At 56.5% G+C, this 26,383-nt stretch carries 21 protein-coding genes and 1 pseudogene; 15 read left to right on the top strand and 7 right to left on the bottom strand.

Annotated elements, in window-relative coordinates; translation table 11 throughout:
- The first annotated feature begins 37 nt into the window (after nucleotides 1-37).
- Both B498_RS13250 and cirA read left to right on the top strand, forming a co-directional pair.
- Nucleotides 38-1,507: an amino acid permease gene (locus B498_RS13250; RefSeq protein WP_008500931.1), complete on the top strand. Its 1,470-nt coding sequence runs from the start codon at nucleotides 38-40 to the stop codon at nucleotides 1,505-1,507.
- A 225-nt stretch (nucleotides 1,508-1,732) separates the two neighbouring features.
- Complete coding sequence (gene cirA / locus B498_RS13255) at nucleotides 1,733-3,703, top strand: catecholate siderophore receptor CirA (protein WP_008500930.1); 1,971 nt, start codon at nucleotides 1,733-1,735, stop codon at nucleotides 3,701-3,703.
- A 103-nt stretch (nucleotides 3,704-3,806) separates the two neighbouring features.
- Here cirA and fghA read toward each other — a convergent pair whose 3' ends face one another.
- Nucleotides 3,807-4,634, bottom strand: a complete 828-nt coding sequence (gene fghA / locus B498_RS13260; RefSeq protein ID WP_008500929.1) for an S-formylglutathione hydrolase — start codon at nucleotides 4,632-4,634, stop codon at nucleotides 3,807-3,809.
- 138 nt (nucleotides 4,635-4,772) lie between these two features.
- Here fghA and B498_RS13265 point away from each other — a divergent pair, with 138 nt between their 5' ends.
- The 7 genes from B498_RS13265 to mglC all read left to right on the top strand — a co-directional run bounded on the left by B498_RS13265 (nucleotide 4,773) and on the right by mglC (nucleotide 12,967).
- Nucleotides 4,773-5,921 carry a YbfB/YjiJ family MFS transporter gene (locus B498_RS13265; protein ID WP_008500928.1) on the top strand — a complete coding sequence of 383 codons (1,149 nt, stop codon included), beginning with the start codon at nucleotides 4,773-4,775 and terminating at the stop codon, nucleotides 5,919-5,921.
- Nucleotides 5,922-6,023: 102 nt separating this feature from the next.
- A complete protein-coding gene (folE, locus tag B498_RS13270) occupies nucleotides 6,024-6,692 on the top strand; it encodes a GTP cyclohydrolase I FolE (protein WP_008500927.1) in 669 nt (222 codons plus the stop codon).
- A 19-nt stretch (nucleotides 6,693-6,711) separates the two neighbouring features.
- Nucleotides 6,712-7,869, top strand: a complete 1,158-nt coding sequence (gene yeiB, locus B498_RS13275; RefSeq protein ID WP_008500926.1) for a DUF418 domain-containing protein YeiB — start codon at nucleotides 6,712-6,714, stop codon at nucleotides 7,867-7,869.
- A gap of 155 nt (nucleotides 7,870-8,024) precedes the next feature.
- The gene (gene galS, locus B498_RS13280) at nucleotides 8,025-9,047 is read left to right on the top strand and encodes an HTH-type transcriptional regulator GalS (protein ID WP_008500924.1); all 1,023 of its coding nucleotides are present in this window, start codon (nucleotides 8,025-8,027) and stop codon (nucleotides 9,045-9,047) included.
- A 295-nt stretch (nucleotides 9,048-9,342) separates the two neighbouring features.
- A complete protein-coding gene (mglB, locus tag B498_RS13285; protein ID WP_008500923.1) occupies nucleotides 9,343-10,341 on the top strand; it encodes a galactose/glucose ABC transporter substrate-binding protein MglB in 999 nt (332 codons plus the stop codon).
- 79 nt (nucleotides 10,342-10,420) lie between these two features.
- Complete coding sequence (gene mglA / locus B498_RS13290; protein ID WP_008500922.1) at nucleotides 10,421-11,941, top strand: galactose/methyl galactoside ABC transporter ATP-binding protein MglA; 1,521 nt, start codon at nucleotides 10,421-10,423, stop codon at nucleotides 11,939-11,941.
- Between the two features lie 15 nt (nucleotides 11,942-11,956).
- The gene (mglC, locus tag B498_RS13295; RefSeq protein ID WP_008500921.1) at nucleotides 11,957-12,967 is read left to right on the top strand and encodes a galactose/methyl galactoside ABC transporter permease MglC; all 1,011 of its coding nucleotides are present in this window, start codon (nucleotides 11,957-11,959) and stop codon (nucleotides 12,965-12,967) included.
- Between the two features lie 49 nt (nucleotides 12,968-13,016).
- Here the strand turns inward: mglC and B498_RS13300 are convergent, their stop codons facing one another.
- The 6 genes from B498_RS13300 to B498_RS13325 form a co-directional block, all read right to left on the bottom strand.
- Entirely contained in the window at nucleotides 13,017-14,405 is a 1,389-nt protein-coding gene (locus B498_RS13300) for a glutamine synthetase family protein (protein WP_008500920.1), read from the bottom strand.
- A 124-nt stretch (nucleotides 14,406-14,529) separates the two neighbouring features.
- The gene (gene sanA, locus B498_RS13305) at nucleotides 14,530-15,246 is read right to left on the bottom strand and encodes an outer membrane permeability protein SanA (protein WP_008500918.1); all 717 of its coding nucleotides are present in this window, start codon (nucleotides 15,244-15,246) and stop codon (nucleotides 14,530-14,532) included.
- 127 nt (nucleotides 15,247-15,373) lie between these two features.
- On the bottom strand, nucleotides 15,374-16,258 hold the full coding sequence (cdd, locus tag B498_RS13310; RefSeq protein WP_008500917.1) for a cytidine deaminase: 885 nt from the start codon (nucleotides 16,256-16,258) through the stop codon (nucleotides 15,374-15,376).
- Between the two features lie 129 nt (nucleotides 16,259-16,387).
- Nucleotides 16,388-17,083 (bottom strand): CidB/LrgB family autolysis modulator, encoded by a 696-nt coding sequence (locus tag B498_RS13315; protein WP_008500916.1) that lies wholly within the window; start codon nucleotides 17,081-17,083, stop codon nucleotides 16,388-16,390.
- A complete protein-coding gene (locus B498_RS13320) occupies nucleotides 17,080-17,475 on the bottom strand; it encodes a CidA/LrgA family protein (RefSeq protein WP_008500915.1) in 396 nt (131 codons plus the stop codon). The genes B498_RS13315 and B498_RS13320 overlap by 4 nt, the downstream gene beginning before the upstream one ends.
- A gap of 190 nt (nucleotides 17,476-17,665) precedes the next feature.
- Nucleotides 17,666-18,370: a type 1 glutamine amidotransferase gene (locus B498_RS13325; protein ID WP_008500914.1), complete on the bottom strand. Its 705-nt coding sequence runs from the start codon at nucleotides 18,368-18,370 to the stop codon at nucleotides 17,666-17,668.
- 59 nt (nucleotides 18,371-18,429) lie between these two features.
- On the opposite strand from B498_RS13325, the gene B498_RS13330 reads away from it, so the two are divergent.
- From B498_RS13330 to B498_RS13355, 6 genes and pseudogenes are all read left to right on the top strand, one after another.
- The gene (locus B498_RS13330; RefSeq protein WP_008500913.1) at nucleotides 18,430-19,227 is read left to right on the top strand and encodes an AraC family transcriptional regulator; all 798 of its coding nucleotides are present in this window, start codon (nucleotides 18,430-18,432) and stop codon (nucleotides 19,225-19,227) included.
- A gap of 41 nt (nucleotides 19,228-19,268) precedes the next feature.
- Nucleotides 19,269-20,201, top strand: a complete 933-nt coding sequence (gene dusC / locus B498_RS13335; RefSeq protein WP_008500912.1) for a tRNA dihydrouridine(16) synthase DusC — start codon at nucleotides 19,269-19,271, stop codon at nucleotides 20,199-20,201.
- A gap of 359 nt (nucleotides 20,202-20,560) precedes the next feature.
- Nucleotides 20,561-21,850, top strand: a complete 1,290-nt coding sequence (locus tag B498_RS13340) for a carbohydrate porin (protein ID WP_413772415.1) — start codon at nucleotides 20,561-20,563, stop codon at nucleotides 21,848-21,850.
- 166 nt (nucleotides 21,851-22,016) lie between these two features.
- Nucleotides 22,017-22,850 carry a BglG family transcription antiterminator LicT gene (gene licT / locus B498_RS13345; protein WP_008500910.1) on the top strand — a complete coding sequence of 278 codons (834 nt, stop codon included), beginning with the start codon at nucleotides 22,017-22,019 and terminating at the stop codon, nucleotides 22,848-22,850.
- Nucleotides 22,851-22,874: 24 nt separating this feature from the next.
- A pseudogene (gene bglF, locus B498_RS13350) lies at nucleotides 22,875-24,840 on the top strand (PTS beta-glucoside transporter subunit IIABC).
- A gap of 12 nt (nucleotides 24,841-24,852) precedes the next feature.
- Nucleotides 24,853-26,247: a glycoside hydrolase family 1 protein gene (locus B498_RS13355; protein WP_008500908.1), complete on the top strand. Its 1,395-nt coding sequence runs from the start codon at nucleotides 24,853-24,855 to the stop codon at nucleotides 26,245-26,247.
- Nucleotides 26,248-26,383: the final 136 nt, after the last annotated feature.

Genomic DNA, 26,383 nt, shown 5'->3' with positions numbered 1-26,383 from the left:
AATCGCGCCTCATTTATTAAATGGACAGCATTTTCATATGGTTTCAGAAATTAAAACCACAGAAGCGCCCACGCTACGTCGTGAACTCAAGGCGCGTCACCTGACGATGATCGCCATTGGCGGCTCCATCGGTACAGGTCTTTTCGTTGCCTCTGGCGCAACGATTTCGGCAGCCGGCCCGGGTGGGGCACTTTTCTCTTATATCCTGATTGGCCTGATGGTGTACTTCCTGATGACCAGTCTCGGCGAACTGGCCGCGTACATGCCGGTATCCGGTTCGTTCTCGACCTACGGTCAAAAATACGTTGAAGAAGGCTTCGGCTTCGCGCTGGGCTGGAACTACTGGTACAACTGGGCGGTCACCATCGCCGTTGACCTTGTCGCCGCACAGCTGGTGATGAACTGGTGGTTCCCGGATACGCCGGGCTGGATCTGGAGCGCCCTGTTCCTGGCCGTCATCTTCCTGCTGAACTACATCTCCGTGCGCGGTTTCGGCGAAGCGGAATACTGGTTCTCTTTGATCAAAGTGGCAACCGTCATCATCTTTATCGTCGTCGGTGTGGCGATGATCGTTGGTATTTTCAAAGGCGCTGAACCTGCGGGCTGGAGTAACTGGACAATAGGCGATGCGCCGTTTGCCGGTGGACTGTCGGCAATGATTGGCGTGGCAATGATTGTCGGCTTCTCCTTCCAGGGAACCGAGCTGATTGGCATTGCTGCCGGTGAGTCAGAGAACCCGGAGAAGAATATTCCGCGCGCGGTTCGTCAGGTCTTCTGGCGTATCCTGCTGTTCTACGTGTTCGCGATCCTGATTATCAGCCTGATCATTCCGTACACCGATCCAAGCCTGCTGCGTAATGACGTCAAAGACATTAGCGTCAGCCCGTTCACGCTGGTCTTCCAGCATGCCGGCCTGCTTTCAGCCGCAGCAGTGATGAACGCCGTTATCCTGACCGCCGTACTTTCTGCCGGTAACTCCGGAATGTACGCGTCCACCCGTATGCTCTACACGCTGGCATGCGACGGTAAAGCGCCGCGTATTTTCGCGAAGCTGTCCCGTGGCGGCGTACCGCGCAACGCACTGTACGCCACAACGGTGATTGCCGGCCTGTGCTTCCTGACCTCTATGTTTGGCAACCAGACGGTGTACCTGTGGCTGCTTAACACCTCCGGGATGACGGGCTTTATTGCCTGGCTGGGGATTGCCATTAGCCACTATCGTTTCCGCCGTGGCTACGTCAAACAGGGTTATGACGTTAACCAGCTGCCGTATCGCTCAGGGTTCTTCCCGCTGGGTCCCATTTTCGCCTTCATTCTGTGCCTGATTATTACGCTGGGACAGAACTATGAAGCGTTCCTGGCGGACACCATTGACTGGGGCGCCGTCACGGCAACCTACATTGGTATTCCGCTGTTCCTCGTCATCTGGTTTGGCTACAAGCTGACGAAAGGAACACACTTCGTTCGCTACAGTGAAATGGAATTCCCGGAACGATTTAAACAATAATCGCACTTCCTCTCTCTTTAGCCCGCTCGTTTGAGCGGGCTTTTTTATTTCCGCCCCCTGTCACAAAGATATATTTCTTAACAATTTAATTGATAATAATTATCGTTTGCTTTATCGTTATCAAAAATAAGCGTGTCACCGACCCACCGGAGATGTGGGCGGCAAGGAAGACGCTGTGAGCAATGATGATTTGATTGAGTTGTATTTACCTCATGGAGATATGGAATGTTTAGGTTGAATCCCTTCGTCAGGGGAGGACTTTGTGCGTCCGCAATGTCCCTGGCCCTGCCTGTTATCGCAGCGGAATCCGGCGACACAATGGTTGTTACGGCCTCCGCGACCGAGCAAAACCTGAAAGACGCACCGGCAAGCATCAGCGTGATTACCCAGGAAGATTTGCAGCGCAAACCCGTTCAGAACCTGAAAGATGTGTTACGGGATGTGCCGGGCGTGCAGCTCACGAGCGAAGGGGACAACCGTAAAGGGGTAAGTATTCGCGGGCTGGACAGCAGCTACACGCTGATCCTGATCGACGGCAAGCGCGTCAATTCCCGTAACGCAGTGTTCCGCCATAATGATTTCGACCTCAACTGGGTGCCGGTTGACGCCATCGAACGAATCGAAGTCGTGCGCGGGCCGATGTCCTCGCTTTATGGCTCCGATGCGCTGGGCGGCGTGGTGAACATTATCACCAAAAAAATCGGCCAGAAATGGACGGGCACCCTGAGCGCCGATTCCACAATTCAGGAACATCGCGACCGTGGAGACACCTACAACGGTCAATTCTATACCAGCGGTCCGCTGGTGGACGGCCTGCTGGGGCTGAAAGCCTACGGTAGCCTCGCAAAGCGTGAGAAAGACGGTCAGCAGAAGTCCTCTACCACGGCGAGCGGTGAAACACCGCGCATTGAAGGCTTCACCAGCCGCGATGCGAATGTGGAGTTCGCCTGGACGCCGTCTGAAAATCACGACTTTACGGCGGGCTACGGTTTCGACCGTCAGGATCGTGACTCGGATTCCCTCGACAAAAACCGCCTTGAGCGTCAGAACTACTCTCTCAGCCACAACGGCCGCTGGGGCGTCGGCAACAGCGAGCTGAAGGTTTACGGCGAGAAGGTGGATAACAAAAACCCGGGCAACAGCAATCCGATCACCTCCGAGAGCAACGCGGTAGACGGGAAATACGTGCTGCCGCTGGGCGACATCAACCAGCTGATGACCTTCGGCGGCGAATGGCGTCACGATAAGCTGAAGGATCCGGTCAACCTGACGGGCGGCTCCAGCAGCAGTACGTCGACAAGCCAGTATGCCCTGTTCCTGGAGGACGAGTGGCGTATTTTTGAACCTCTGGCGCTGACCACCGGCATCCGTATGGACGACCATGATACCTACGGCGACCACTGGAGCCCGCGCGCCTATCTGGTCTACAACGCGACCGATACCGTCACGGTGAAAGGGGGCTGGGCGACCGCGTTTAAAGCGCCGTCACTGCTGCAGCTGAGCCCGGACTGGGTCACCGGCTCGTGCCGCGGTGCCTGTGAGATTGTCGGTAACCCGGATCTGAAGCCGGAAACCAGCGAGAGCTTCGAATTCGGCCTGTACTACAGCGGGGAAGAGGGCTGGTTAGAGGGCGTGCAGGCCAGCGTGACCACCTTCCAGAATAACGTCGATGACCGCATCAGCATCAGCCGTACGGCCAATGCGAAGCAGGCGCAGAGCTACCCTAACTACGTTGGCCTGAATGCGGACGGTGAACCGATTTTCCGCTACTACAACGTCAACAAGGCGCGCATCCGTGGGGTGGAGACCGAGCTGAAATTCCCATTGGCGGACGACTGGAAAGTGACGCTGAACTACACCTACAACGACGGTCGTGATATCAGCAACGGCGGCAACAAGCCGCTGTCCGATCTGCCGTTCCACACCGCCAACGGGACCGTTGACTGGAAGGCGACGCAGGACTGGTCGTTCTATGTTCAGGGCAACTACACCGGTGAGAAACGCGCGCTGACCAGCAGCGACCCAACGCCGGGTGGCTATGTTATCTGGAATACCGGCGCCGCGTGGCAGGCGACGAAAAGCGTGAAGCTGCGCGCGGGCGTGCAGAACCTGCTGGACAAAGATCTGAGCCGCGACGATTACAGCTACACGGAAGATGGCCGTCGCTACTTTGTCGGCGTGGATTATAAGTTCTGATTCAGCCATGTGCCGGGTGGCGGCTGCGCCTTACCCGGCCTACATAAGGGCACAGGCCCGTAGGCCCGGTAAGCGAAGCGCCACCGGGCAAAACAGGCGGTGCTTATGCAAATAAATGCTCCGCATGGAAGCGGAGATGATCCTCAATAAAGGACGCGATGAAATAATAGCTGTGATCGTATCCCGGCTGAATGCGCAGCGTCAGCGACCAGTCTTTCTGGCGTGCCGCTTCTGCCAGCACCGCAGGCTGCAGCTGTCCGGCGAGGAACTGGTCCGCATCACCCTGATCGATAAGGGTGGGAATGGCCTCTTCAGCTTTGCTGGCCAGCATCAGCGCGCAGCTGTCCCATGCCTGCCATTTTTCCGCATCCTCACCCAGATAGTGTGTGAAGGCTTTCTGCCCCCACGGCACCTGCGTTGGGTTCACAATTGGCGCAAATGCCGACACGCTGACGTATTTACCCGGATTTTTCAGCGCCATGATGAGCGCCCCGTGTCCGCCCATCGAGTGGCCGCTGATCGCGCAGCGCTCGCCAACCGCAAACTGCGACTGCACCAGCGCAGGAAGTTCATCGCGAAGGTAATCATACATGCGGTAGTGGCGTGCCCAGGGCTGCTCGGTCGCATTGAGATAAAACCCGGCGCCTTTGCCCAGGTCGTATCCGGCATCGTCGGCCACATCGTCGCCACGCGGGCTGGTGTCTGGCATCACCAGCGCAATGCCCAGCTCGGCGGCAATACGCTGCGCGCCCGCTTTGGTGGTGAAGTTTTCGTCGTTACAGGTCAGGCCGGAAAGCCAGAACAAAACCGGCGGGTTTTCCGTCGGCGGAAGGAAAATGCTGAACGTCATTGCACAGTTCAGAGAGGTGGAGTCGTGCCGCCAGCGCTGCTGTCGACCTTCAAAACAACGGTGCTCTTCGAGCAGTTCCATGCAGGGCTCCTTAATGAGAATGCGTATTCATAAAACCCATAATACAGCCTTTTCATTGACCTGTGAGTAACTTTCACTTTCGCCAGGCGGCGAGATGCTGCATCATAAATTTACTTTTCTTTAACAATTGGAGCGGTCATGGCGCTGCGTATTGCGCTCAGTGGGTTTGTCGTTCTGGTGGTGGCGATGGGGATAGGGCGCTTTGCCTTTACGCCTCAGGTACCGCTGATGATTGCTGCCGGACAGCTTACGCTGACCAGCGCGGGTCTGGTGGCGGCGATGAATTATCTGGGCTATCTGGTGGGTGCGTGGGATGCGATGCGTGCGCACCGCTTCGTTGAAACACGCCTCTGGCTGGGCATCACCGGCGCGGTGGCGCTGACGCTGCTCTCCGCGGCAGCGGATAACGCCGTCGTGCACGGCCTGCTGCGCTTCGTGATTGGCTGCATGAGCGGCTGGTCGATGGTACTCATTGCCGCCTGGACCAACGAACGGCTGGGGCAGCTGGGTAAACCGGGCCTGAGCGCTGCGGTGTTTGCCGGACCGGGGGCGGGCATTGCCCTGAGCGGGCTGCTCGCCGTCTATATTCAGGCGAAGTCCCTGTCGGCCGGGGCGGCATGGCAAATCTACGGCGTGCTGGCGCTGGTGCTGATTGCGCTGGTGGCGCGCTATCTGCCACGATCCGGGCAGCTCCATCGACCCGGCACCGCGCCGGAGCCGCTGGTGCTGACGGCGGATTTAACGCGTCTGGTCTGGAGCTACAGCCTGGCCGGGTTTGGCTATATCCTCCCGGCGACCTTCCTGTCGCAAATGGCGGCCGTGCGTTTTCCCGGCAGCCTGTTTGCCCAGTTTGTCTGGCCGATTTTTGGTCTCGCTGCCGTAGTGGGCATTGGGCTCAGTATTCTGTTACGCCATACCTCAACGGCTAACCGCAGGCTGGCGATCGTACTGTGGTTACAGGGCGCAGGCGTGCTGGCGGCCTGGCTGCTGCCGGGGATTGGCGGGCTGCTGACGGGCGGGCTGCTGGTGGGCGGCGGCTTTTTGTGTGCCGTGCAGCTCTCTCTTTTATACGGCCGCGAGCTGGCGCCAAACCACACGCGTTATATGGCAGGCCTGCTCACCACCGGGTATGCGATTGGGCAGTTGATTGGTCCGGTCACCTCGGCGTTATCAACCTGGCTTACCCACCGGCTGGAGCCGGCGCTGGGGCTGGCGGGCATTGCGCTGTTCGTTGGTGGGGCCCTGGTCTGGAATCGTCACGCTGAAAGGCAACAGCAATCGCAATAATTATCGTCGTGAATACTGGATTATGTGCGCCGCCTCACGCACAATGAACGCATACTTTTGCCACAACGAGGGCAAAAGACGCCACACCTGCAGGAGAACAAAATGTCATCACTCAGTAAAGAAGCTGCCCTGGTCCACGAAGCCCTGGTTGCGCGCGGTCTTGAAACGCCACTGCGTCCGCCCGTACAGGATTTGGACAATGAAACCCGCAAGCGTCTGATTGCCGGTCACATGACCGACATCATGGAGCTGCTGAATCTCGATCTGAGTGACGACAGTCTGATGGAGACGCCGCACCGCATCGCGAAAATGTACGTCGACGAAATTTTCTCCGGCCTGGATTACGCCAACTTCCCGAAAATCACCGTCATTGAAAACAAGATGAAAGTGGATGAGATGGTAACGGTCCGCGATATCACGCTGACCAGCACCTGCGAACACCATTTCGTGACCATCGACGGTAAAGCGACCGTGGCGTATATCCCCAAAGATACGGTGATTGGCCTGTCGAAGATCAACCGCATCGTGCAGTTCTTCGCTCAGCGTCCGCAGGTGCAGGAGCGCCTGACCCAGCAGATCCTGACCGCGCTGCAAACGCTGCTGGGCACCAATAACGTGGCCGTCTCTATCGACGCGGTTCACTACTGCGTGAAAGCGCGCGGCGTGCGCGATGCCACCAGTGCGACCACCACAACCTCGCTGGGCGGTCTGTTTAAATCGAGCCAGAATACCCGCCAGGAGTTCCTGCGCGCCGTACGTCACCACAACTAAGTCTGACAGGGCAGGGACCATGGAGCGAAACGTCACGCTCGATTTTGTTCGCGGCGTCGCCATTCTCGGTATCCTGCTGCTTAATATCACCGCCTTCGGTTTGCCGAAGGCGGCGTATCTCAATCCCGCGTGGTATGGCGACATCACCCGCAGTGATGCCTGTACCTGGGCAATCCTCGATCTCTTTGCGCAGGTCAAATTCCTTACGCTCTTCGCCCTGCTGTTTGGCGCAGGCCTGCAGCTTCTCCTCAAACGTGGTACGCGCTGGATCCAGTCGCGCCTGACGCTGCTGGTTATCCTCGGTTTTATCCATGGCCTGTTCTTCTGGGACGGCGATATTCTTCTCGCGTATGGGTTAGTCGGGCTCATCTGCTGGCGCCTCATTCGCGATGCGCACAGCGTTAAAAGCCTGTTCAACACCGGCGTGATGCTCTATGTCATGGGGCTTGGGGTACTGCTGCTGCTGGGGATGATCTCCGGGGAGACGACGAATCGTGCCTGGATCCCGGATGCCGCTAACCTGCAGTACGAACAGTTCTGGAAGCTGAAGGGCGGTACGGAAGCGATAAGCAACCGCGCGGATATGCTGGGGGATAACCTCCTCGCGCTGGGCGCGCAATACGGCTGGCAGCTGGCGGGCATGATGCTGATGGGCGCGTCACTGATGCGCACCGGCTGGCTGAAAGGGGAATTCAGCCTGCGTCACTATCGTCGCACAGGCGCCGGTCTGGTGCTGCTCGGCGTGCTGATTAACCTCCCGGCGGTGATGGCGCAGTGGCATATTCACTGGGATTACCGCTGGTGCGCGTTCCTGCTCCAGGTGCCGCGTGAACTGAGCGCGCCGTTCCAGACCATCGGCTACGCGGCGCTGATCTACGGCTTCTGGCCCTCGCTTTCTCGTCTGTGGATGGTCAGCGCTATCGCCTGCGTGGGACGCATGGCGTTAAGCAATTACCTCCTGCAAACGCTAATCTGCACCACGCTTTTCTATCGCTTTGGCCTGTTTATGAAATTCGACCGCCTTACGCTGCTGGCGTTTGTTATTCCGGTCTGGGCGGTAAACCTGGCGTTTTCTGTTCTCTGGCTACGCTATTTCCGCCAGGGACCGCTGGAGTGGGTATGGCGTCAGTTAACCGCACGTGCTTCAGGGATATCATTGAAAAATACATCCAGATAACGATCTGGATCACAATCATTAACAAAACGGATGTAAGCGTTTTCATGACTGTGAGCTTCTTCACGTAGTCCCCTTTCTCTCGCTGCCAAAATAGCCACCTTGCTAAACACAGGGGGTGTCTGTGAGTTGCTGCAATCCTTTGAAGGATGGTGAATATGATCACCATTCGTGACGTCGCCCGTCAGGCGGGCGTTTCTGTGGCTACCGTCTCACGCGTGCTGAACAATAGCGCGCTGGTCAGCCCTGAAACCCGAGAAACCGTAATGAAAGCCGTGACCCAGCTCGGGTACCGGCCAAATGCCAATGCCCAGGCGCTTGCGACGCAGGTCAGCGACACCATCGGCGTGGTGGTGATGGATGTCTCGGATGCCTTTTTCGGCGCACTCGTGAAAGCGGTCGATATGGTCGCCCAGCAACATGAGAAATATGTCCTGATCGGCAATAGCTATCATGAGGCGGAAAAAGAACGCCATGCCATTGAAGTGCTGATCCGCCAGCGCTGTAACGCCTTGATTGTTCACTCAAAAGCCTTAAGCGATGAAGAGCTAACCGGATTGATGGAGCAGATCCCGGGCATGGTGCTGATCAACCGCATCGTCCCCGGCTATGCCCACCGCTGCGTCGGGCTGGATAACGTCAGCGGCGCCATGATGGCCACGAAAATGCTCATCAATAACGGGCATCAGCGGATCGGTTATCTGGCCTCCAGCCACGCGATTGAAGATGACGAACTGCGGCGCGAGGGGTGGCAAAACGCCCTGAAAGAGCACGGCATTACGCCATCCGAGAGCTGGGTGGGGACCGGCACGCCGGACATGCAGGGCGGTGAAGCGGCGATGGTGGAGCTGCTGGGCCGCAATCTGCAGCTGTCTGCGGTGTTTGCCTATAACGACAGCATGGCGGCAGGCGCCCTGACGGCGCTGAAGGATAACGGCATTGCGGTGCCACAGCATTTGTCACTCATTGGTTTCGATGATATTCCGATTGCCCGTTACACCGACCCGCAGCTGACAACCGTGCGCTACCCGATTGCCTCTATGGCGAAACTGGCGACTGAGCTGGCGTTACAGGGGGCCGCAGGCATGCTGGATCCGGGGGCAACACACTGTTTCATGCCGACTTTAGTGCGTCGCCACTCCGTCGCGGCCCGGCAAATTGTGGTTCCGATCACTAACTGATTACATGTGGTGATGTAACCGTTTTCAATCTGTGAGTAAATTCACAGTATCTTAACAAGGCGCTGACTATGATGTCAGCGTTTTAGGGGCTGAAACGCTATGTAACAGTGATTATTCACTTTCACTATAGCCAATGTGCCGCAAACAACGAATAAAACGCATTTCTGGAGCGTTACCGAACACGGAAGAGAGAAATTTTATAAGTGAACCTCGGCTGTCAGTAACGTTTTATTAACATCTGCCCGCCGCTCGTTATTCACAAGAACTACCCTGCATAAAAAAAACCGGAGATACCATGAATAAGAAGGTGTTGACCCTGTCTGCTGTAATGGCAAGCATGCTTTTTGGTGCAGCAGCGCACGCTGCGGATACCCGTATTGGTGTGACCATCTATAAATACGACGACAACTTCATGTCTGTTGTGCGTAAAGCGATTGAGAAAGATGCGAAAGCAGCGCCAGACGTTCAGCTGCTGATGAACGACTCCCAGAATGACCAGTCCAAACAGAACGACCAGATCGACGTTCTGCTGGCGAAAGGCGTGAAAGCCCTGGCCATCAACCTGGTTGACCCGGCTGCAGCAGGCACGGTTATTGAAAAAGCGCGCGGCCAGAACGTGCCGATCGTCTTCTTCAACAAAGAACCTTCCCGTAAGGCGCTGGATAGCTACGACAAAGCGTATTACGTCGGTACCGACTCCAAAGAGTCCGGTATTATTCAGGGCGATCTGATCGCGAAACACTGGGCGGCGAACCCGAACTGGGACCTGAACAAAGACGGTCAGATTCAGTTCGTGCTGCTGAAAGGCGAACCTGGCCACCCGGATGCTGAAGCGCGTACCACCTACGTTATCAAAGAGCTGAACGACAAGGGCCTGAAAACCCAGCAGCTGGCGTTAGATACCGCGATGTGGGATACCGCTCAGGCGAAAGATAAGATGGACGCGTGGCTGTCCGGCCCTAACGCCAACAAAATCGAAGTGGTTATCGCCAACAACGATGCGATGGCAATGGGTGCGGTAGAAGCGCTGAAAGCACACAACAAATCCTCTATCCCGGTATTCGGCGTAGATGCGCTGCCAGAAGCGCTGGCGCTGGTTAAATCCGGTGCGATGGCCGGTACCGTGCTGAACGATGCCAACAACCAGGCGAAAGCCACCTTCGACCTGGCGAAAAACCTGGCCGATGGCAAAGGTGCAGCAGATGGCACCAACTGGAAAATTGACAACAAAATCGTTCGCGTACCTTACGTGGGCGTAGACCAGTCCAACCTGGCTGAGTTTATCGGTAAATAAAAGAGTTAACTTGTCTTCACTGGGCGCAACGAGTTGCGCCCTTTTATAACGCGATATGCGAGGCCAACAAGGTATAATTATGGTCAGCACAACAACTCAGTCATCCGGTGAATACCTGTTGGAAATGAGCGGTATCAACAAGTCATTTCCCGGCGTTAAGGCACTCGATAATGTTAATTTAAAAGTGCGTCCTCACTCTATTCATGCCTTAATGGGGGAGAACGGTGCGGGTAAATCAACATTATTAAAATGTCTTTTTGGGATCTATCAAAAAGATTCTGGCAGCATTCTTTTTCAGGGGAAAGAGATCGATTTCCATTCAGCGAAAGAAGCACTGGAAAACGGTATCTCGATGGTTCACCAGGAATTAAACCTGGTGCTGCAGCGTTCAGTTATGGATAACATGTGGTTGGGGCGTTATCCCACCAAAGGTGTTTTTGTCGATCAGGACAAAATGTATCGCGACACCAAGGCGATTTTCGACGAGCTGGATATTGATATCGATCCGCGCGCCCGCGTGGGAACATTATCCGTCTCCCAGATGCAGATGATCGAAATTGCCAAAGCGTTCTCCTATGATGCGAAAATTGTCATCATGGACGAACCGACATCCTCATTAACGGAAAAAGAGGTTAACCACCTTTTTACCATTATTCGTAAGCTGAAAGATCGCGGCTGCGGCATTGTGTACATCTCCCACAAAATGGAAGAGATCTTCCAGCTGTGCGATGAGATCACCATCCTGCGCGACGGCCAGTGGATCGCCACGCAGCCGCTGGAAGGGCTGGACATGGACAAGATCATCGCCATGATGGTCGGCCGTTCCCTGAACCAGCGCTTCCCGGATAAAGAGAACAAGCCGGGCGAAGTGATCCTGGAAGTGCGCAATCTGACTTCGTTACGTCAGCCGTCTATCCGCGATGTCTCCTTCGACCTGCACAAGGGTGAAATCCTGGGGATTGCTGGCCTGGTGGGGGCAAAGCGTACCGATATCGTGGAAACCCTGTTTGGCATTCGTGAGAAAGCCGAAGGCACCATTACGCTGCACGGTAAGAAAATCAATAACCACAACGCCAACGAAGCCATTAATAATGGTTTTGCGCTGGTGACGGAAGAGCGTCGTTCGACCGGTATTTATGCTTATCTGGATATTAACTTTAACTCGTTAATTTCTAACATTCGCAATTACAAAAACAAAGTCGGGCTGCTGGATAATTCCCGCATGAAAAGCGATACCCAGTGGGTGATTGACTCCATGCGCGTGAAAACGCCAGGCCACCGCACCCAGATTGGTTCGCTGTCAGGCGGTAACCAGCAGAAAGTGATTATTGGCCGTTGGTTATTAACGCAGCCCGAAATCCTGATGCTGGATGAGCCGACCCGCGGTATTGACGTCGGCGCGAAGTTTGAAATTTATCAGCTGATTGCCGAGCTGGCGAAAAAGAATAAAGGGATCATTATCATTTCTTCCGAAATGCCGGAACTGTTAGGGATCACAGACCGTATTCTGGTTATGAGCAATGGTCTCGTCGCCGGTATTGTTGACACCAAAACGACAACGCAAAACGAAATTTTGCGTCTTGCGTCTTTGCACCTTTAAGATCAGGGGCTCCTCATGAGTGCGTTAAATAAAAAAAGTTTTCTCACTTACCTGAAAGAAGGCGGTATTTACGTTGTTCTTTTAGTCTTGCTGGCAATCATCATTTTCCAGGACCCTACGTTCTTAAGCCTGCTGAACCTGAGTAACATTCTGACCCAGTCCTCCGTGCGTATTATCATTGCGCTGGGCGTGGCGGGCCTGATCGTGACCCAGGGGACGGACCTTTCTGCCGGTCGCCAGGTAGGTCTGGCGGCGGTTATCGCGGCAACCCTGCTGCAGTCGATGGAAAACGCCAACAAGGTCTTCCCGGAAATGGCCACCATGCCGATTTTCGTGGTGATCCTGATTGTCTGCGCCATCGGTGCGGTGATTGGTCTGATCAACGGTATTATCATCGCCTACCTGAACGTGACGCCATTCATCACCACCCTGGGCACGATGATCATCGTTTACGGTATCAACTCCCTGTACTACGACTTCGTCGGTGCTTCGCCCATCTCGGGCTTTGACAGCGGCTTCTCGACCTTTACGCAAGGGTTTATCGCGCTGGGCAGCTTCCGCCTGTCGTATATCACCTTCTATGCGCTGATTGCGGTCGCCTTTGTCTGGATCCTGTGGAACAAAACGCGCTTTGGCAAAAACATCTTCGCTATCGGCGGTAACCCGGAAGCGGCGAAAGTCTCCGGCGTAAACGTTGCCCTGAACCTGCTCATCATCTATGCCCTGTCCGGGGTGTTCTACGCCTTCGGCGGGATGCTGGAAGCGGGCCGCATCGGCTCTGCAACGAACAACCTTGGCTTCATGTACGAGCTGGATGCGATCGCAGCCTGCGTGGTGGGCGGCGTCTCCTTCAGCGGCGGCGTGGGTACCGTACTCGGCGTGGTGACCGGTGTGATCATCTTCACCGTCATCAACTACGGGTTGACCTACATCGGCGTGAACCCGTACTGGCAGTACATCATCAAGGGCGCCATCATTATCTTCGCGGTTGCGCTGGATTCACTGAAGTACGCCCGTAAGAAGTAATCGTTTCTCGCCATACCCGGCCCGCTCACCGAGCGGGCTTTTTTATGCCCTATGCCAGATGGGACTCCTCCTGCGTCACAATCCGCTCAAACCAGTCGAGTTCAGAAAGCTTGCAGGCGACCCACTGTTCGGAAAAGGCGTCGCCCAGGCTGTCGGTGAGATACTGACAGCGGGCAAAGGCCTCAATCGCCTCCTGCTGGAACAGCGGTAGTTCGGGTTGGTCATGCTGCGGCTCAGGGAGATCCCCCTCGTCGATATGTTCCAGCCCGTACAGCATGCCAGTCAGGATAGTGGCCGCCACCAGATACGGATTCGCATCGGCCCCGGCCAGCCGGTACTCGATACGACGGTTGCTCTCATCCGAACAGGGAATACGCAAGGCGGCGGAGCGGGTGTTATAGCCCCAGGAGTTAAAGACGGGTTCCGTCAGGTTTTTACGCAGGCGACGAAACGCGTTGACCCCCGGCGCAAGAATGGCGACGGAGGCGGGCATCAGCGCCAGCTGGCCCGCGATGCACAAACGCATCATGCTGCTCAGCGCGTTCACCGGCGAGGCAAAAACGTTTTCGCCACGGCTATCGTTCAGGCTGAAATGGATGTGCAAACCGCTGCCGGAGAGCTGGCTGAACGGCTTAGCCATAAAGTTGGCCTGAAGACCGTGCTTTTCAGCGACATAGCGGGTCAGGCGGCGCAGGGCCAGCACGTTATCACAGACCTCAACGACGCGCTGGCTGTGCTTCAGGTTTAATTCGTACTGTCCGGACTCGGCTTCCGCTACGACCCCTGACAGCGGGATGCGCTGCAGGTGCGCCAGCTGTTCCAGCTCGTCAAACAGCGCCGCATGCGCCGACGAGGTATCCATATGAAAACAGCCCTGATTTTGCGGATCGCGTTCGCCCTGTCCCGTCAGGTAAAACTCAATTTCCGGGGCAATGACCGGGAAAAGGCCGTGCTGGTGGAAGCGGGCCACGACGTTCTGCAGTATCGCGCGCGGCTCAAGCGGGCAGGGATTACCGTCGCTGTCTTTCATCGTCAGCAGGATCTGCGCGGTGTGCTCCGGATCCTGCGGACAGGGACGCAAAGAGCCGGCGACCGGGACGCACAGCCGGTCGGGTTCATCATAAAGCGGGGCGGCGATGTTTCCCTTCTGGTCCATTGAGTAGACGGAAAGCGGAAAATAACAGCCTTTTTCCAGGCTCAGCATGCTCTCTACCGAGAGGCGCTTGCCGCGCATCATGCCGTTGATATCGTTCAGGTAAACGTCAACATGTTTCGTCTGCGGGTAACGTTCCAGGTAATCGGCCACTTCCACGGCAACGTTGTGCTGCAGGGCGTCAATTTTTTCATCCAGCCAGAGGCCAGAAGTAAGTGCGCCAGGGAGTGATAAACCGGGAAAGTTAAAGTACGGGCGGAGACTTTTGAGGAAAAACGCATTCATTATCGAGTTCATAGTCATTCTTCAATGAAGCCGTAGCGGCAGTGAACTCAGCTTAAAAGAGCAGACGTAAAGGGGAGATAAAAAGCATCAGGCCGGCCGTAAAGAAAGTATAAAGGCGGTCCCGCTATTTCTCCTTTTTCTGCATATCGAGCAGCTGCTCGGGCGTGACGGCCGGATAACCCTGCGCGTCTTCCGGCACTTCGTGCATCGCCGGAATCGGCACCAGCGGGCCTAAAAAGCGTGGTTCGCGTTTAAAGATATACAGATCGGCCAGGGCACCAAAGCGGGCGCCGAACTCGCGGACGCGCACGCTCAGCATATCTTTTGGCGACGGCACCGCATAGCACTGCGCCTGAATACCCATATGCAGGGCAATAAACAGCGCACGCTCGCAGTGGAAGCGCTGGGTGATGATGATGAAGTCGTTGGTGTCGAAGACCTTGCGCGTGCGCACGATGGAGTCCAGGGTGCGGAACCCGGCGTAGTCGAGCACGATATCGGCAGGATCCACGCCCGCGGCAATCAGGTCCTTACGCATCGTCACCGGTTCATTGTAGCTTTGCAGCGCGTTATCGCCGCTCAGCAGCAGGTAGTTCACCTTGCCGCTGTTGTAGGCGTTCAGCGCGCCCTGGATGCGGTAACGGTAATACTGGTTGATGACGCCGGTGCGGTAATACTTGGCGGTGCCGAGCACCACGCCAACCTGACGATAGGGCAGGTCCTGCAGGTCATCAAAGATGTAGGGGGCGGTTTTCCAGCTCATCCAGCGGTCGAGGCCGAGCACGATCAACAGCAGTATGCCGACCAGGACAGACAGGCTGTAAAAAACGCGCTTTAACATGCAGATGGCTCGTACCGAAGGTGAAATTTAACTCAGGCTACTTTACCCGCCTGGTTAGCGCAAGAAACAGCGACTCAACTGAGGGGTTTTTCAGCAAACTGGCGGGCATTTCTGCCCGCCGGAAGGGTTACGCCAGCAGCACGCGGTCAATCGTCGTACAGCCCAGCGCTTTAAGCGTTGCGGCAGTGGCATCCCACTGAATCAGCGGCGCATCGGCAATTTCAGCCAGAATGGCGCGCTGAATGTCAGGATAATCATAGCCGTTCAGGCTCAGCAGGTTGAGTGCGCCCTGCAGCGGCGGCAGCGTTGGGTTAAACGCGGCGTTTTCCGCATAGCTGCCGGTGAAAATTCGGCCATCGCGGCACTGCAGCGCCACGCCGCTCGGGGACGTGCTGTACGGCGTGTGGCTCTTGTTGGCGGCGGCAATCGCCGCCTGGCTCAGGTCATCGCCGGACAGGGCGAAACCGTGGTCCTGCTCGTCCATCAGCAGGGTTTTGATCTCCAGATCTTTCGGGCCAAACGCGTCAGGCAGGTAATCCGCCAGCGTGTGCGGCGCGCGACCCGGCAGGTTGATGCGCAGCTGCAGCCCGCTGTTCAGCTCGTTCATAAACTGACGGCAGTGGCCGCAGGGGGTGTAGTTCACGGTAATGGCGCTCAGCGCTTTTTCACCGCGCAGCCAGGCGTGGCTGATGGCGCTCTGCTCGGCGTGAACGGTTTGCTGCATGGTTGCGCCCAGGAACTCCATGTTGCCGCCGAAGTACCAGGTGCCGCTGACGCCGCGCGCAATGGCCCCGACGTTGAAGTGGGAGAGATCGGCCCGCGCGCAGGCGGCAGCCAGAGGAAGCAGTGCGAAAGCCAGCGCGTCTTCGTCCAGTCCCGTTGCCTGTTTCAGCATCGTGACCTGCTCCGGGGTCAGCAGGGCGGGGAAGTGCGCATCTGCCAGAACGGGAGCAAGGGCTGACTGCAAATTCTCTGCAAGCTGGGCGAAAGCAGCTTGAAAACGTGGGTGCATGGCGTTTGCCTCATAAAGGTTAATGGATCGGTAGTTTACGGAGCCGTCAGGGCTTTATATGTGATCCACTTCTCATTATGTATGCAACTTATGAAATCAAAATGAAATTTGCGCGACGCATCGCAAATTTTAGCCCATCACTGCCAGAATCAGCGGGAAAATGAACGGGGCCAGCAGGGAGGTAATAATCCCGCAGATCACCAGCGCCAGGGAGCTAAACGCCCCTTCCTGATAATCCAGCTCCGCGCAGCGGGCAGTGCCCAGCGCGTGCGAGGCGGTGCCCATCGAAAGCCCCCGTGCCGCTTTAGTATGAATACGCATCGCGTTCAGCAGGGTGTGGCCAAACACCGCGCCGAGAATACCGACGAAAATGACGCACATCGCGCTGATGGCCGGAATGCCGCCGAGGCTGCCCCCAACCGCCATCGCGATAGGCGTGGTCACCGATTTAGGCAGGATTGACGCCGCAATCTGTGGGGAAGCACCCATCAGCAGCGCCACCGACGTGCCGGTGATCATTGCCACCAGGCTGCCCACAAAACAGATGGTAATGATGGATTTCCAGCGGGCGCGGATCTGGTGCAGCTGCTCATATAAAGGAAACGCCAGCGCCACGACGGCGGGTTGCAGCAGGTCGTTTAAGATTTTGCTGCCGGCAAAGTAGCGTTCGTAAGGAATGCCGGTGAGCAGCAGGAACGGGATAATCACCACCATCGCCACCAGCAGGGGGTTCAGCAAGGGCATTTTGAAACGCGCGGCAAGCTTACGTGCGGCGAAGAACACTGCCAGGGTCAGCGGCAGGGACCACCAGATATTGTCCATCATTTTTTTGTTTTCTCCCCAATCACGTTACGTTCGCCATGCACCAGATGTGAACTCCAGCTCACCACCAGGAAAACCATCAGCGTACTCACCGCGCAGGAAACAACGATCGGGCCGAACTGGGCTTTGAGCAAATCAAAATACTGCATCACCCCGACGCCGATAGGCACGAAAAGCAGCGCCATATAGCGAATGAGGACGAAGCAGCCGGGGTTGACCCACTTTGCAGGCAGGATTTGCAGCGCCAGCAGCACGAAGAGGATCAGCATGCCGATAATGCTGCCGGGAATGGTGATGGGCAGCAGCGACGCGATGAAAATCCCGGCATACAGGCAGGCGTAAATCAGGACGAATGCGCGCAGATATTGCCAGATAATGTTCAATGATTTGCTCATGGTGATAGTCCTTGCTGAAACGCATTCATCATACAATTAAACCTTAAAATGTGCCACGGATCACATCATGAATTTTGAGCATACCAGACATTCCGGAATGGAACGTCCGGTATCACCTTACTGGTGCAGGCTACAGTTTAGAGGAAAGGGATTGCGCTGGCGAAGTAACGCGCCAGAGAAGGCATCAGCGTCAGGCGGTCAGTTTATCGAGAAAAGAAAACAGCACCTGGTTCATTTCGCGATAATCATGCGAGCGGAGTTTTTCCGCCGTTTCGACAAAACGGAATTCACCCGCGCGGCGGAGGTCATTCTGCGAATGCTCAATCAGCAACTCTACCACCTCCGGCGTTAGCTCCATATGGCACTGGAAACCGTAAACCCGTTCGCTGTACTGCACGATCTGGCGGGGACAGCCCTCGCTGTAAGCCAGAACCTTAGCCTGCGGCGTCAACCCAGGCATGTCGTTATGCCAGTGACCGACGTTCAGCACGCTGCCAAAGCCCTCAAACAGCGGGTTCGCCTTGCCTGCATCTGTGAGCCTGACGGGAAATTTGCCGATCTCTTTTTCCGGGCTGTGGCAAAACGCGGCGCCCAGCGCTTCGCCGATAAGCTGTGAGCCCAGACAAACGCCTATCACCGTTTTACCTGCCTCTATCGCGCGACTGATGAGTGCCTTTTCCGCCTGCGCATCAAACCAGGGGCATTCCTCACGCGTGGTGGCGGGGGACTGCGGGCCTCCCATGATGATTAGCAGGTCTGTGTGCCCCAGTTCCTCAGGTAACGGTTCGCCCTGATACACTCTGGTGTAGCTCAGACTGCAGCCGCGACTTTTCCCCCAGATTTCATAGGCGCCTGGCGCCTCGAAATGTTCATGAATAATAAAATGGATGTGCATTGCGTCTCTCTCCGGTTACGTGTACAAGCAGCATCATAAGAGGAAGGGGAGAATGTGAAATGCCAACCGTTATCGATAAAACGCCAATTCACGACGATGCCATCGGATGGTCAAGAGGGGCAATTCGCTATACGCGCGGCGAAGTCGATCCGCCTCACCAGCATTCGCAGGGACAACTTTTGTTTGCCATCAAAGGAGTCATGCTGGTCGAAACCGGCAGCAAACGCTGGGTCATACCGCCGCAGCGCGCGCTGTGGATCCCTCCCTTTCAGGAGCATACCTACAGCGTGTTATCCGCAACGGAGCTTCGCGCGGTCTGGTTTAGCCCGGCACTGATTTCGCAATGCGAACCTTTTAAGCGGAAAGACGAGGTTCACGTGATTATGGCCACAGCGTTGTTCAAAGAGCTGATTGCCGGGCTGTTCAGCGCGGAATACCGGCCGGCAAGCCAGCGCAGCATGGCCGTTTTGCTGCTCGACATCCTCAGCGAGACGCAGCAGATTTCAGCCGAGCTGCCGATGCCCGTGGATGAGCGCTTACATCGCGTGGCCTGTGACATCATTGCCAACAATCTCTGGGATCTCTCTCTGGAAAGGCTGGCGGAACGGGCCGCGATGTCAGAACGCACATTTTCACGTGCGTTTATCAACGATACCGGCTTTAGTTTCCGGGCCTGGCGACAGCGCGCAAGGATTTGTGCCTCGCTGGATCTTCTCGCCAACGGATACCCGGTTAAGCAGGTGGCCTGGATGCTGGGGTTTTCCGGCCCGGCGGCATTTGCGGCGGCGTTTCGCGCCATTGTTGGGGCAACGCCGGGTGACTTTCTGCCTGAACAGAAGCGCTTCCCAGCGAAATAGAGAGCGGCTACTATAGCGCGTCTTTTTTCACAGGTACTGCTATGCGTGTTTTACTGGCCCCAATGGAAGGCGTGCTCGACTCCCTTGTGCGCGAGCTTCTGACCGAGGTGAACGACTACGATCTCTGCGTGACGGAGTTTTTGCGCGTGGTGGATATGCTGTTGCCGGTAAAATCCTTCTTCCGGCTTTGCCCCGAGCTGCACAACCAGAGCCGAACCTCTTCCGGCACGCTGGTGCGGATTCAGCTGCTCGGCCAGTACCCGGAATGGCTGGCGGAAAACGCCGCCCGCGCGGTTGAGCTGGGCTCTTACGGGGTAGATCTCAACTGCGGCTGTCCGTCGAAGCTGGTGAACGGCAGCGGCGGCGGGGCGACGTTGCTGAAAGATCCTGAGCTGATTTACCGCGGCGCGAAAGCCATGCGCGAGGCCGTGCCCGCGCATTTGCCGGTGACGGTAAAGGTGCGGCTGGGATGGGACAGCGATGCCCGACAGTTCGAGATCGCCGATGCGGTGCAGCAGGCCGGGGCCACCGAGCTGGTGGTGCATGGCCGCACTAAAGAAGATGGCTACAAAGCCGATCGCATAAACTGGCAGGCGATCGGTGAGATCCGCAAACGCCTCTCCATTCCGGTGATCGCCAACGGCGAAATATGGGATTACGAGAGCGCGCAGGCCTGTCTGCAGGCCACCGGCTGCGATGCGGTCATGATCGGCCGCGGCGCGCTGAATGTGCCCAACCTCAGCCGGGTGGTGAAATATAACGAACCGCGTATGCCCTGGGCAGATGTCGTCACGCTGCTGCAAAAATACAGCCGTCTGGAAAAGCAGGGCGACACCGGTTTGTATCACGTCGCGCGTATTAAGCAGTGGCTGAGTTATTTACGCAAAGAGTACGAGGAAGCGCTGGAATTATTTCAGGAGATTCGTACTTTACAGACGTCGGCTGATATTGCGCGGGTGATTCAGTCCAAATAATAAGCGTTAAATTGCTCACACTTTTTTAAAACAGAAAACAGTTCAGGTTTTCAACGTGGCGCGACGGTGTTAAGGTGCCACTGTTTTCAACGCAGGATTGTGACTGGTTAACAGGCAAAACCTAAGCGTTCCTCAGCATTTTCGCTGTGGGGCGCTTAGGTTTTTTTTTGCCTGTCATTTACGCAGGAGAGATATTTGGCTTAGCACTTTTTAATGATTTTTAAAAAAAGAAATATCGACAGGAAATAGAAAAATTTCCTGCGGCCGGTTACGCACTCAATACTCAATCACAGGTTGTTATCATGGCATATAAAAATAAACTCTATGCGTTCGCCTTATTGGCGATATCCCCGCTGTCGATGGCGCAAGACTGGAACGGTACGGTATTAGGGTTTGAAGCTCCGCCGGAGCCTGTGCTGGGCGAAATGCTCGGCATACGTAAAATCCTTAACGATAACGGTTTTACCTATAACCTCGGATACCTGAATGAAATTGGCTGGAACGGCGGTGGCGGATATAACCACGACTCCCACGTGGCCTATATTGACCAGTTCGCGCTGACCTTCAACCAGGATCTGGAGCGCTGGACCGGTATCCCGGACGCGCGTATCGAGGGGAACATCGTCAACCGCAACCACAATGACGATCTCACCACCAAACGCGTGCAGGACCCGCGCGTCAACTTCAACGATCTGACCCAGGAGAGCTGGGGCGGGCAGTCGATTACCCGTCTGGGCTGGCTGACCTTTGCCCGCAGCTTTGACGACCGGCGTCTGACCTGGCGCATCGGGATGATGAACAAGGTGCAAACCTTCGATCAAATTATCCCCTGTGATTTCCAGCTGCTGTCCCAGTGCGGCGGAAAGTCAGCCAACTCGCTGACCTGGAACAACTGGAACGTGCACACCTGGGGCACCACGCTTGCCTATAAACTCACGCCGACGCTGACCTTAAAAGGCGGCGTGATGGAGCAGAATCCGCAGGCCGCCAGCCGCAGCCATGCCTGGAGCTGGTCGACGAAGGGCAGCAAAGGGATCTTACTGCCGGTTGAAATCGAAGCGCGTCCGCTGATTAACGGCCTGCCGGGCGCGTACAACCTGGGCGTGGTGTTTACCAACGCGCCGCAAACCGATCTCTATCGCGGCAAATCCGGTGGGGCGGGGGCGACGGACCCGGACGGATTCGATACCCACAGCCGGACCTGGTTCATGTACGCCGGGCTGAACCAGCAGCTTACGCAGCATCAGGATGACCCGAATCGCGGGTTGAGCACCTCGTTCAGCATGAGCCTTGCGGATCAGCTCACTAACTACATGCATCAGGTTTACGCCGCCTCGCTGCGCTATCGCGGACTGTTTGATGCCCGACCGGAAGACTGGATTGGCTTTGGCTTAACCTGGATTGATATGAGCAGCCAGTACGCCCGCAACCAGCGTTACCTGAACAGCCTGAGCGGCGTGAGCGACTACAACAATCCGGCATATCACCCGGTCCCGGGCCATTCCCTGAACGGCGAGTTTTACTACCGCTTTCGTCCGGTGCCATGGCTTGAACTGCAGCCGGGCATTCAGTACTGGCACCATCCCGGCGGGGTCAGTAGCACCCAGGATGCCTGGGTCACCGAGCTGAAAACGGTGGTGACCTTCTGATATCACGGTAGCAAGTTCGATCCGCGTCACGTTTCTGACGCGTGACGCATTGAGGCTACGAATGAAACTGATAGAGTGCCAGAACTGGATTGTTACTGCTTAGGCAGGCAAAACCTGATTTTCTGGCATCTGCCGGAGGTCAGGTTTTTTTGTTTCTGGGGTTCAGATGAAAATCGCCAAGATACTCAATAATAACGTGGTGGTTGTTCAGGATGAGCGCGGGCGCGAACAGGTGGTGATGGGCCGTGGGCTGGCCTTTCAGAAGCTCGTCGGTGAAGCGCTGGATACCGCGCGGGTTGAAAAGGTGTTTGCGTTACAAAGCGATGAACTGGTGCGTCGGCTCGGCGAGCTGCTGAGTCAGATTCCGCTGGAGGTGATGACCACCTGCGACCGCATCATCGGGCTGGCGGCGCAGCGGCTGGGCAAGCTGCAGGAGAGCTTGTATATCACCCTCACCGATCACTGCTACTTTGCGATTGAGCGGCAGAAGAACGGGTTGGCCATCAAAAACGTGCTGCTGTGGGATATTAAACGGCTGTATCCGAAGGAGTTTGAGTTAGGGCAGGAGGCGCGGGCCATTATCGCCAGACGCCTTAACGTCGAACTGGAGGAGGATGAGGCCGGTTTTATCGCGCTGCATCTGGTCACCGCGCAGCTGAACAGCGAAATGCCGGAGGTGATGCACGTGACGCGGGTGATGCAGGAGATCCTGCAGCTGGTGAAGTATCAGCTGCAGCTTGAGTATGACGAAGAGTCGCTCAGCTACCAGCGTTTCGTCACCCACCTGAAGTTTTTTGCCCAGCGGATGCTCACCCGCACCGTGGTGGAAGATGACGATGTCTCCCTGCATACCGCAGTCAAAGACAACTACGCGAAGGCGTGGAAATGCGCCGAGAAAATTGCGCAGCACCTGAACAAAAGCTATCAGCGTGAGCTGACAACCGAAGAAATTATGTTCCTCGCCATTCATATCGAGCGGGTGAGAAAAGAGGGGCGTTAAGCCTCAAAACAGGATTGTTACTGCATCACGCAGGCAAAACCTGAGCGCGGCCTTCGTCAGAAGGTCGTTCTCGGGTTTTTTTATTTTTGTACTCAGTCAACAGGTGCCTGCGGGCATCGGATGTAAGGAAATCGAGATGGAATACCAGGCGTTAGCGAAGGATATTCTCGGCCACGTTGGCGGAAAAGAGAACATCGTCAGTCTTGTGCACTGCGCGACCCGGCTTCGCTTCAAACTGAAAGAGAATCAACGGGCGGATGCGGAAGGGCTCAAGAAAAACCCGGGCGTGATCATGGTGGTCGAAAGCGGCGGCCAGTTTCAGGTGGTGATTGGCAACCACGTTCACGACGTCTGGCAGGCTGTCCGCAATGAAGCAGGCCTGACCGACGACGCCCCTGTCGTGGAAGAGAAGGGCGAAAAGGGGAACCTGCTGGGCCGCCTGATTGACATCGTCTCCGGGATCTTTACCCCGTTTATCGGCATTCTGGCCGCGTCCGGTATTCTGAAGGGGCTGCTGGCGCTGGCCGTGGTCTGCGGCTGGCTCACGACCGAGAGCGGCACGTATAAAATCTGGTTTGCCGCCAGCGATGCGCTGTTTTTCTTCTTCCCGCTGGTGCTGGGTTATACCGCCGGGAAAAAGTTCGGCGGCAACCCGTTTATTACCATGGTGATCGGCGGGGCGCTCACCCATCCGGTGATGATTGCGGCATTTAACGCCAGCCAGCAGCCGGGGGCGGTATCGGAAGCCTTTTTGGGCATCCCCGTCACGTGGTTCAACTACAGCGCGTCGGTGATCCCGATTATTCTCGCCGCGTGGGTCAGCTGCTGGCTGGAAAAACAGAGCACCAGGCTGCTGCCTTCCTCGATGAAAAACTTCTTCGCGCCGCTGATCTGTCTGGGCGTGACCGTGCCGCTGACTTTCCTCGTTATCGGGCCGCTGGCGACCTGGCTGAGCCAGATGCTGGCGAACGGCTATCAGACTATTTACGTTCTGGCACCGTGGCTGGCGGGCGCGGCGATGGGCGCGCTGTGGCAGGTCTGCGTTATTTTTGGCCTGCACTGGGGGCTGGTGCCGCTGATGATCAACAACCTGGCGGTGCTGGGGCATGACTCCATGCTGCCCATGCTTTTGCCTGCGGTGTTTGGCCAAGTGGGGGCGGCGCTGGGCATTTTCCTGCGTACCCGCGATGCGCGTCAGAAAATGCTGGCCGGTTCATCCGTGACGGCAGGTATTTTCGGTATCACCGAACCCGCAGTGTATGGCGTAAACCTGCCGCTGCGCCGTCCGTTTATCTTTGGCTGCGTGGCTGGCGCTATCGGTGGGGCGATTGTCGGCTTCAGTGACACCCACGTTTACTCCTTCGGCTTCGCCAATATCTTTACCATCGCCCAGATGATTCCGCCGGGCGGCGTGGACGCCACGCTGTGGGGAGGCATTATCGGCACGGTGGTGGCGCTGGTGCTGAGCTGCGGCCTGACGCTGCTCGCCGGTATGCCAGGAAACACCGCGCCAGAGAATGTGGTCTCCGCGGGCGAAAACGATGTGCTATCGCCGATGACCGGTACCGTTCTTGCTCTCGACCAGGTGCCGGATACCACGTTTGCCAGCGGCCTGCTGGGCAGCGGCGCCGCGATTATTCCCTCCGATAACAAAGTGGTTGCCCCGTTTGCCGGCGTGGTGGCTTCGCTGTTCCAGACCAAACACGCCATCGGCCTGCTCAGTGACAGCGGGATTGAAGTGTTGATCCACGTGGGTATCGACACTGTGAAGCTCGACGGCAGGCCGTTTACCGCCCATGTGAAGGTCGGTGACAAGGTGCAGCCCGGCGATCTGCTGCTGGAGTTTGACCGACAGGCGATTATCGATGCCGGATACGACCTGGCGACCCCGATTATTATCAGTAACAGCGACGAGTATCGCGAGGTGGCGACCGTGGCGGCAACGTCCGTCATTGCCGGTGCGCCGTTACTCAGCGTCAGTCATCAATAACAGGAGAACGTGATGAAAACTTTCCCGGACGATTTTTTATGGGGCGGCGCGGTTGCCGCGAATCAGGTAGAGGGTGCGTATCTGGAGGAGGGGAAAGGGCTGTCCACCTCTGACGTTCAGCCGCAGGGTGTCTTCGGCCCGGTAGTTGAGCGCGTCCCTGGGGACAGCGGCATCAAGGATGTCGCCATCGACTTCTATCATCGCTACCCGGAAGACATCAAGCTGTTCGCCGAGATGGGCTTTAGCTGCCTGCGCGTCTCCATTGCCTGGACCCGCATTTTTCCGAACGGTGACGAGCAGCAGCCGAACGAGGCGGGGCTGGCGTTTTACGACCGGTTGTTTGACGAGCTGGCCGCGCACAACATCACGCCGCTGGTGACGCTGTCGCACTATGAAATGCCGTGGGGGCTGGTGAAGCAGTACGGCGGGTGGGGCAGCCGTCAGACTATCGGCTTCTTTGAGCGCTATGCCCGTACCGTGTTTGCGCGCTACAAAGAGAAGGTCAAGTTGTGGCTGACTTTCAATGAGATCAATATGTCTCTGCACGCGCCGATGACCGGCGTCGGTCTGCCGGAAACCCGCAGCAAAGGGGAGGTGTACCAGGCGATCCACCACCAGCTGGTGGCCAGCGCGCTGGCGGTGAAGGCCTGCCATGAGATTATCCCGGATGCCAGAATCGGCAACATGCTGCTGGGCGGCCTGATGTATCCCCTGACCTGCAAGCCGGAAGATGTTCTGGAGACGTTGCAGGAAAACCGCGCGTGGCAATTCTTTGGCGACGTGCAGTGCCGCGGCGCCTACCCGGGGTATATGCAGCGCTTCTTCCGCGACAACGGCATTCAGCTAGAGGTCACTGACGCCGACCGCGAGGCGCTGAAAACTACCGTCGATTTTATCTCCTTCAGCTACTACATGACGGGCTGCGTCACCGCGGATGACGCCCTCAACCAGCAGGCGCGCGGCAATATCCTGAGCATGGTGCCAAACCCGCATCTGGCCAGTTCCGAATGGGGCTGGCAGATTGACCCCATCGGCCTGCGTACTCTGCTAAACGTGCTCTGGGATCGCTATCAGAAGCCGCTGTTTATCGTGGAAAATGGCCTCGGGGCGAAGGATAAACCGGACGCAGACGGCGTGGTGCAGGACGACTACCGCATCAGCTACCTTAACGACCATCTGGTGCAGGTGCGTGAAGCGATCGAAGACGGCGTTGAGGTGATGGGCTACACCAGCTGGGGGCCCATCGATCTGGTAAGCGCATCAAAAGCTGAACTCTCTAAGCGCTACGGCTTTATTTACGTCGATCGCGATGACAGCGGGAAAGGCACGCTGGCGCGCAGCCGTAAGAAAAGTTTCTACTGGTATAAAGAGGTTATTGCGACAAAAGGCGCTTCGCTGAAAGTTTAATAAAGCGATCAACCTGACAGAGGATGTTCACCCTGTCGGGTTGATTATTTTTCATTTGCATAATTCAATTTAAATAATAATTTTGGTGAATACTTTTCCGTATATTTAAATCTATGACAATTTACGCATTGCCACG

Origin of the sequence: Enterobacter sp. SST3 (assembly GCF_000286655.1) — a bacterium.
Lineage (GTDB): Bacteria > Pseudomonadota > Gammaproteobacteria > Enterobacterales > Enterobacteriaceae > Enterobacter > Enterobacter roggenkampii.
This window is presented reverse-complemented; position numbering and strand designations above follow the sequence as displayed.

What these genes read in the sequence shown, in the direction of transcription:
- mglB (WP_008500923.1), top strand. Translation starts at nt 9,343, where the DNA reads ATGAATAAGAAGGTGTTGACCCTGTCTGCTGTAATGGCAAGCATGCTT.
- fghA (WP_008500929.1), bottom strand. Translation starts at nt 4,634, where the DNA reads ATGGAACTGCTCGAAGAGCACCGTTGTTTTGAAGGTCGACAGCAGCGC.
- B498_RS13355 (WP_008500908.1), top strand. Translation starts at nt 24,853, where the DNA reads ATGAAAACTTTCCCGGACGATTTTTTATGGGGCGGCGCGGTTGCCGCG.
- B498_RS13300 (WP_008500920.1), bottom strand. Translation starts at nt 14,405, where the DNA reads ATGAATGCGTTTTTCCTCAAAAGTCTCCGCCCGTACTTTAACTTTCCC.
- mglC (WP_008500921.1), top strand. Translation starts at nt 11,957, where the DNA reads ATGAGTGCGTTAAATAAAAAAAGTTTTCTCACTTACCTGAAAGAAGGC.
- yeiB (WP_008500926.1), top strand. Translation starts at nt 6,712, where the DNA reads ATGGAGCGAAACGTCACGCTCGATTTTGTTCGCGGCGTCGCCATTCTC.
- B498_RS13265 (WP_008500928.1), top strand. Translation starts at nt 4,773, where the DNA reads ATGGCGCTGCGTATTGCGCTCAGTGGGTTTGTCGTTCTGGTGGTGGCG.
- B498_RS13320 (WP_008500915.1), bottom strand. Translation starts at nt 17,475, where the DNA reads ATGAGCAAATCATTGAACATTATCTGGCAATATCTGCGCGCATTCGTC.
- cdd (WP_008500917.1), bottom strand. Translation starts at nt 16,258, where the DNA reads ATGCACCCACGTTTTCAAGCTGCTTTCGCCCAGCTTGCAGAGAATTTG.
- licT (WP_008500910.1), top strand. Translation starts at nt 22,017, where the DNA reads ATGAAAATCGCCAAGATACTCAATAATAACGTGGTGGTTGTTCAGGAT.
- cirA (WP_008500930.1), top strand. Translation starts at nt 1,733, where the DNA reads ATGTTTAGGTTGAATCCCTTCGTCAGGGGAGGACTTTGTGCGTCCGCA.
- B498_RS13325 (WP_008500914.1), bottom strand. Translation starts at nt 18,370, where the DNA reads ATGCACATCCATTTTATTATTCATGAACATTTCGAGGCGCCAGGCGCC.
- folE (WP_008500927.1), top strand. Translation starts at nt 6,024, where the DNA reads ATGTCATCACTCAGTAAAGAAGCTGCCCTGGTCCACGAAGCCCTGGTT.
- B498_RS13340 (WP_413772415.1), top strand. Translation starts at nt 20,561, where the DNA reads ATGGCGCAAGACTGGAACGGTACGGTATTAGGGTTTGAAGCTCCGCCG.
- sanA (WP_008500918.1), bottom strand. Translation starts at nt 15,246, where the DNA reads ATGTTAAAGCGCGTTTTTTACAGCCTGTCTGTCCTGGTCGGCATACTG.
- galS (WP_008500924.1), top strand. Translation starts at nt 8,025, where the DNA reads ATGATCACCATTCGTGACGTCGCCCGTCAGGCGGGCGTTTCTGTGGCT.
- dusC (WP_008500912.1), top strand. Translation starts at nt 19,269, where the DNA reads ATGCGTGTTTTACTGGCCCCAATGGAAGGCGTGCTCGACTCCCTTGTG.
- B498_RS13330 (WP_008500913.1), top strand. Translation starts at nt 18,430, where the DNA reads ATGCCAACCGTTATCGATAAAACGCCAATTCACGACGATGCCATCGGA.
- mglA (WP_008500922.1), top strand. Translation starts at nt 10,421, where the DNA reads ATGGTCAGCACAACAACTCAGTCATCCGGTGAATACCTGTTGGAAATG.
- B498_RS13315 (WP_008500916.1), bottom strand. Translation starts at nt 17,083, where the DNA reads ATGATGGACAATATCTGGTGGTCCCTGCCGCTGACCCTGGCAGTGTTC.
- B498_RS13250 (WP_008500931.1), top strand. Translation starts at nt 38, where the DNA reads ATGGTTTCAGAAATTAAAACCACAGAAGCGCCCACGCTACGTCGTGAA.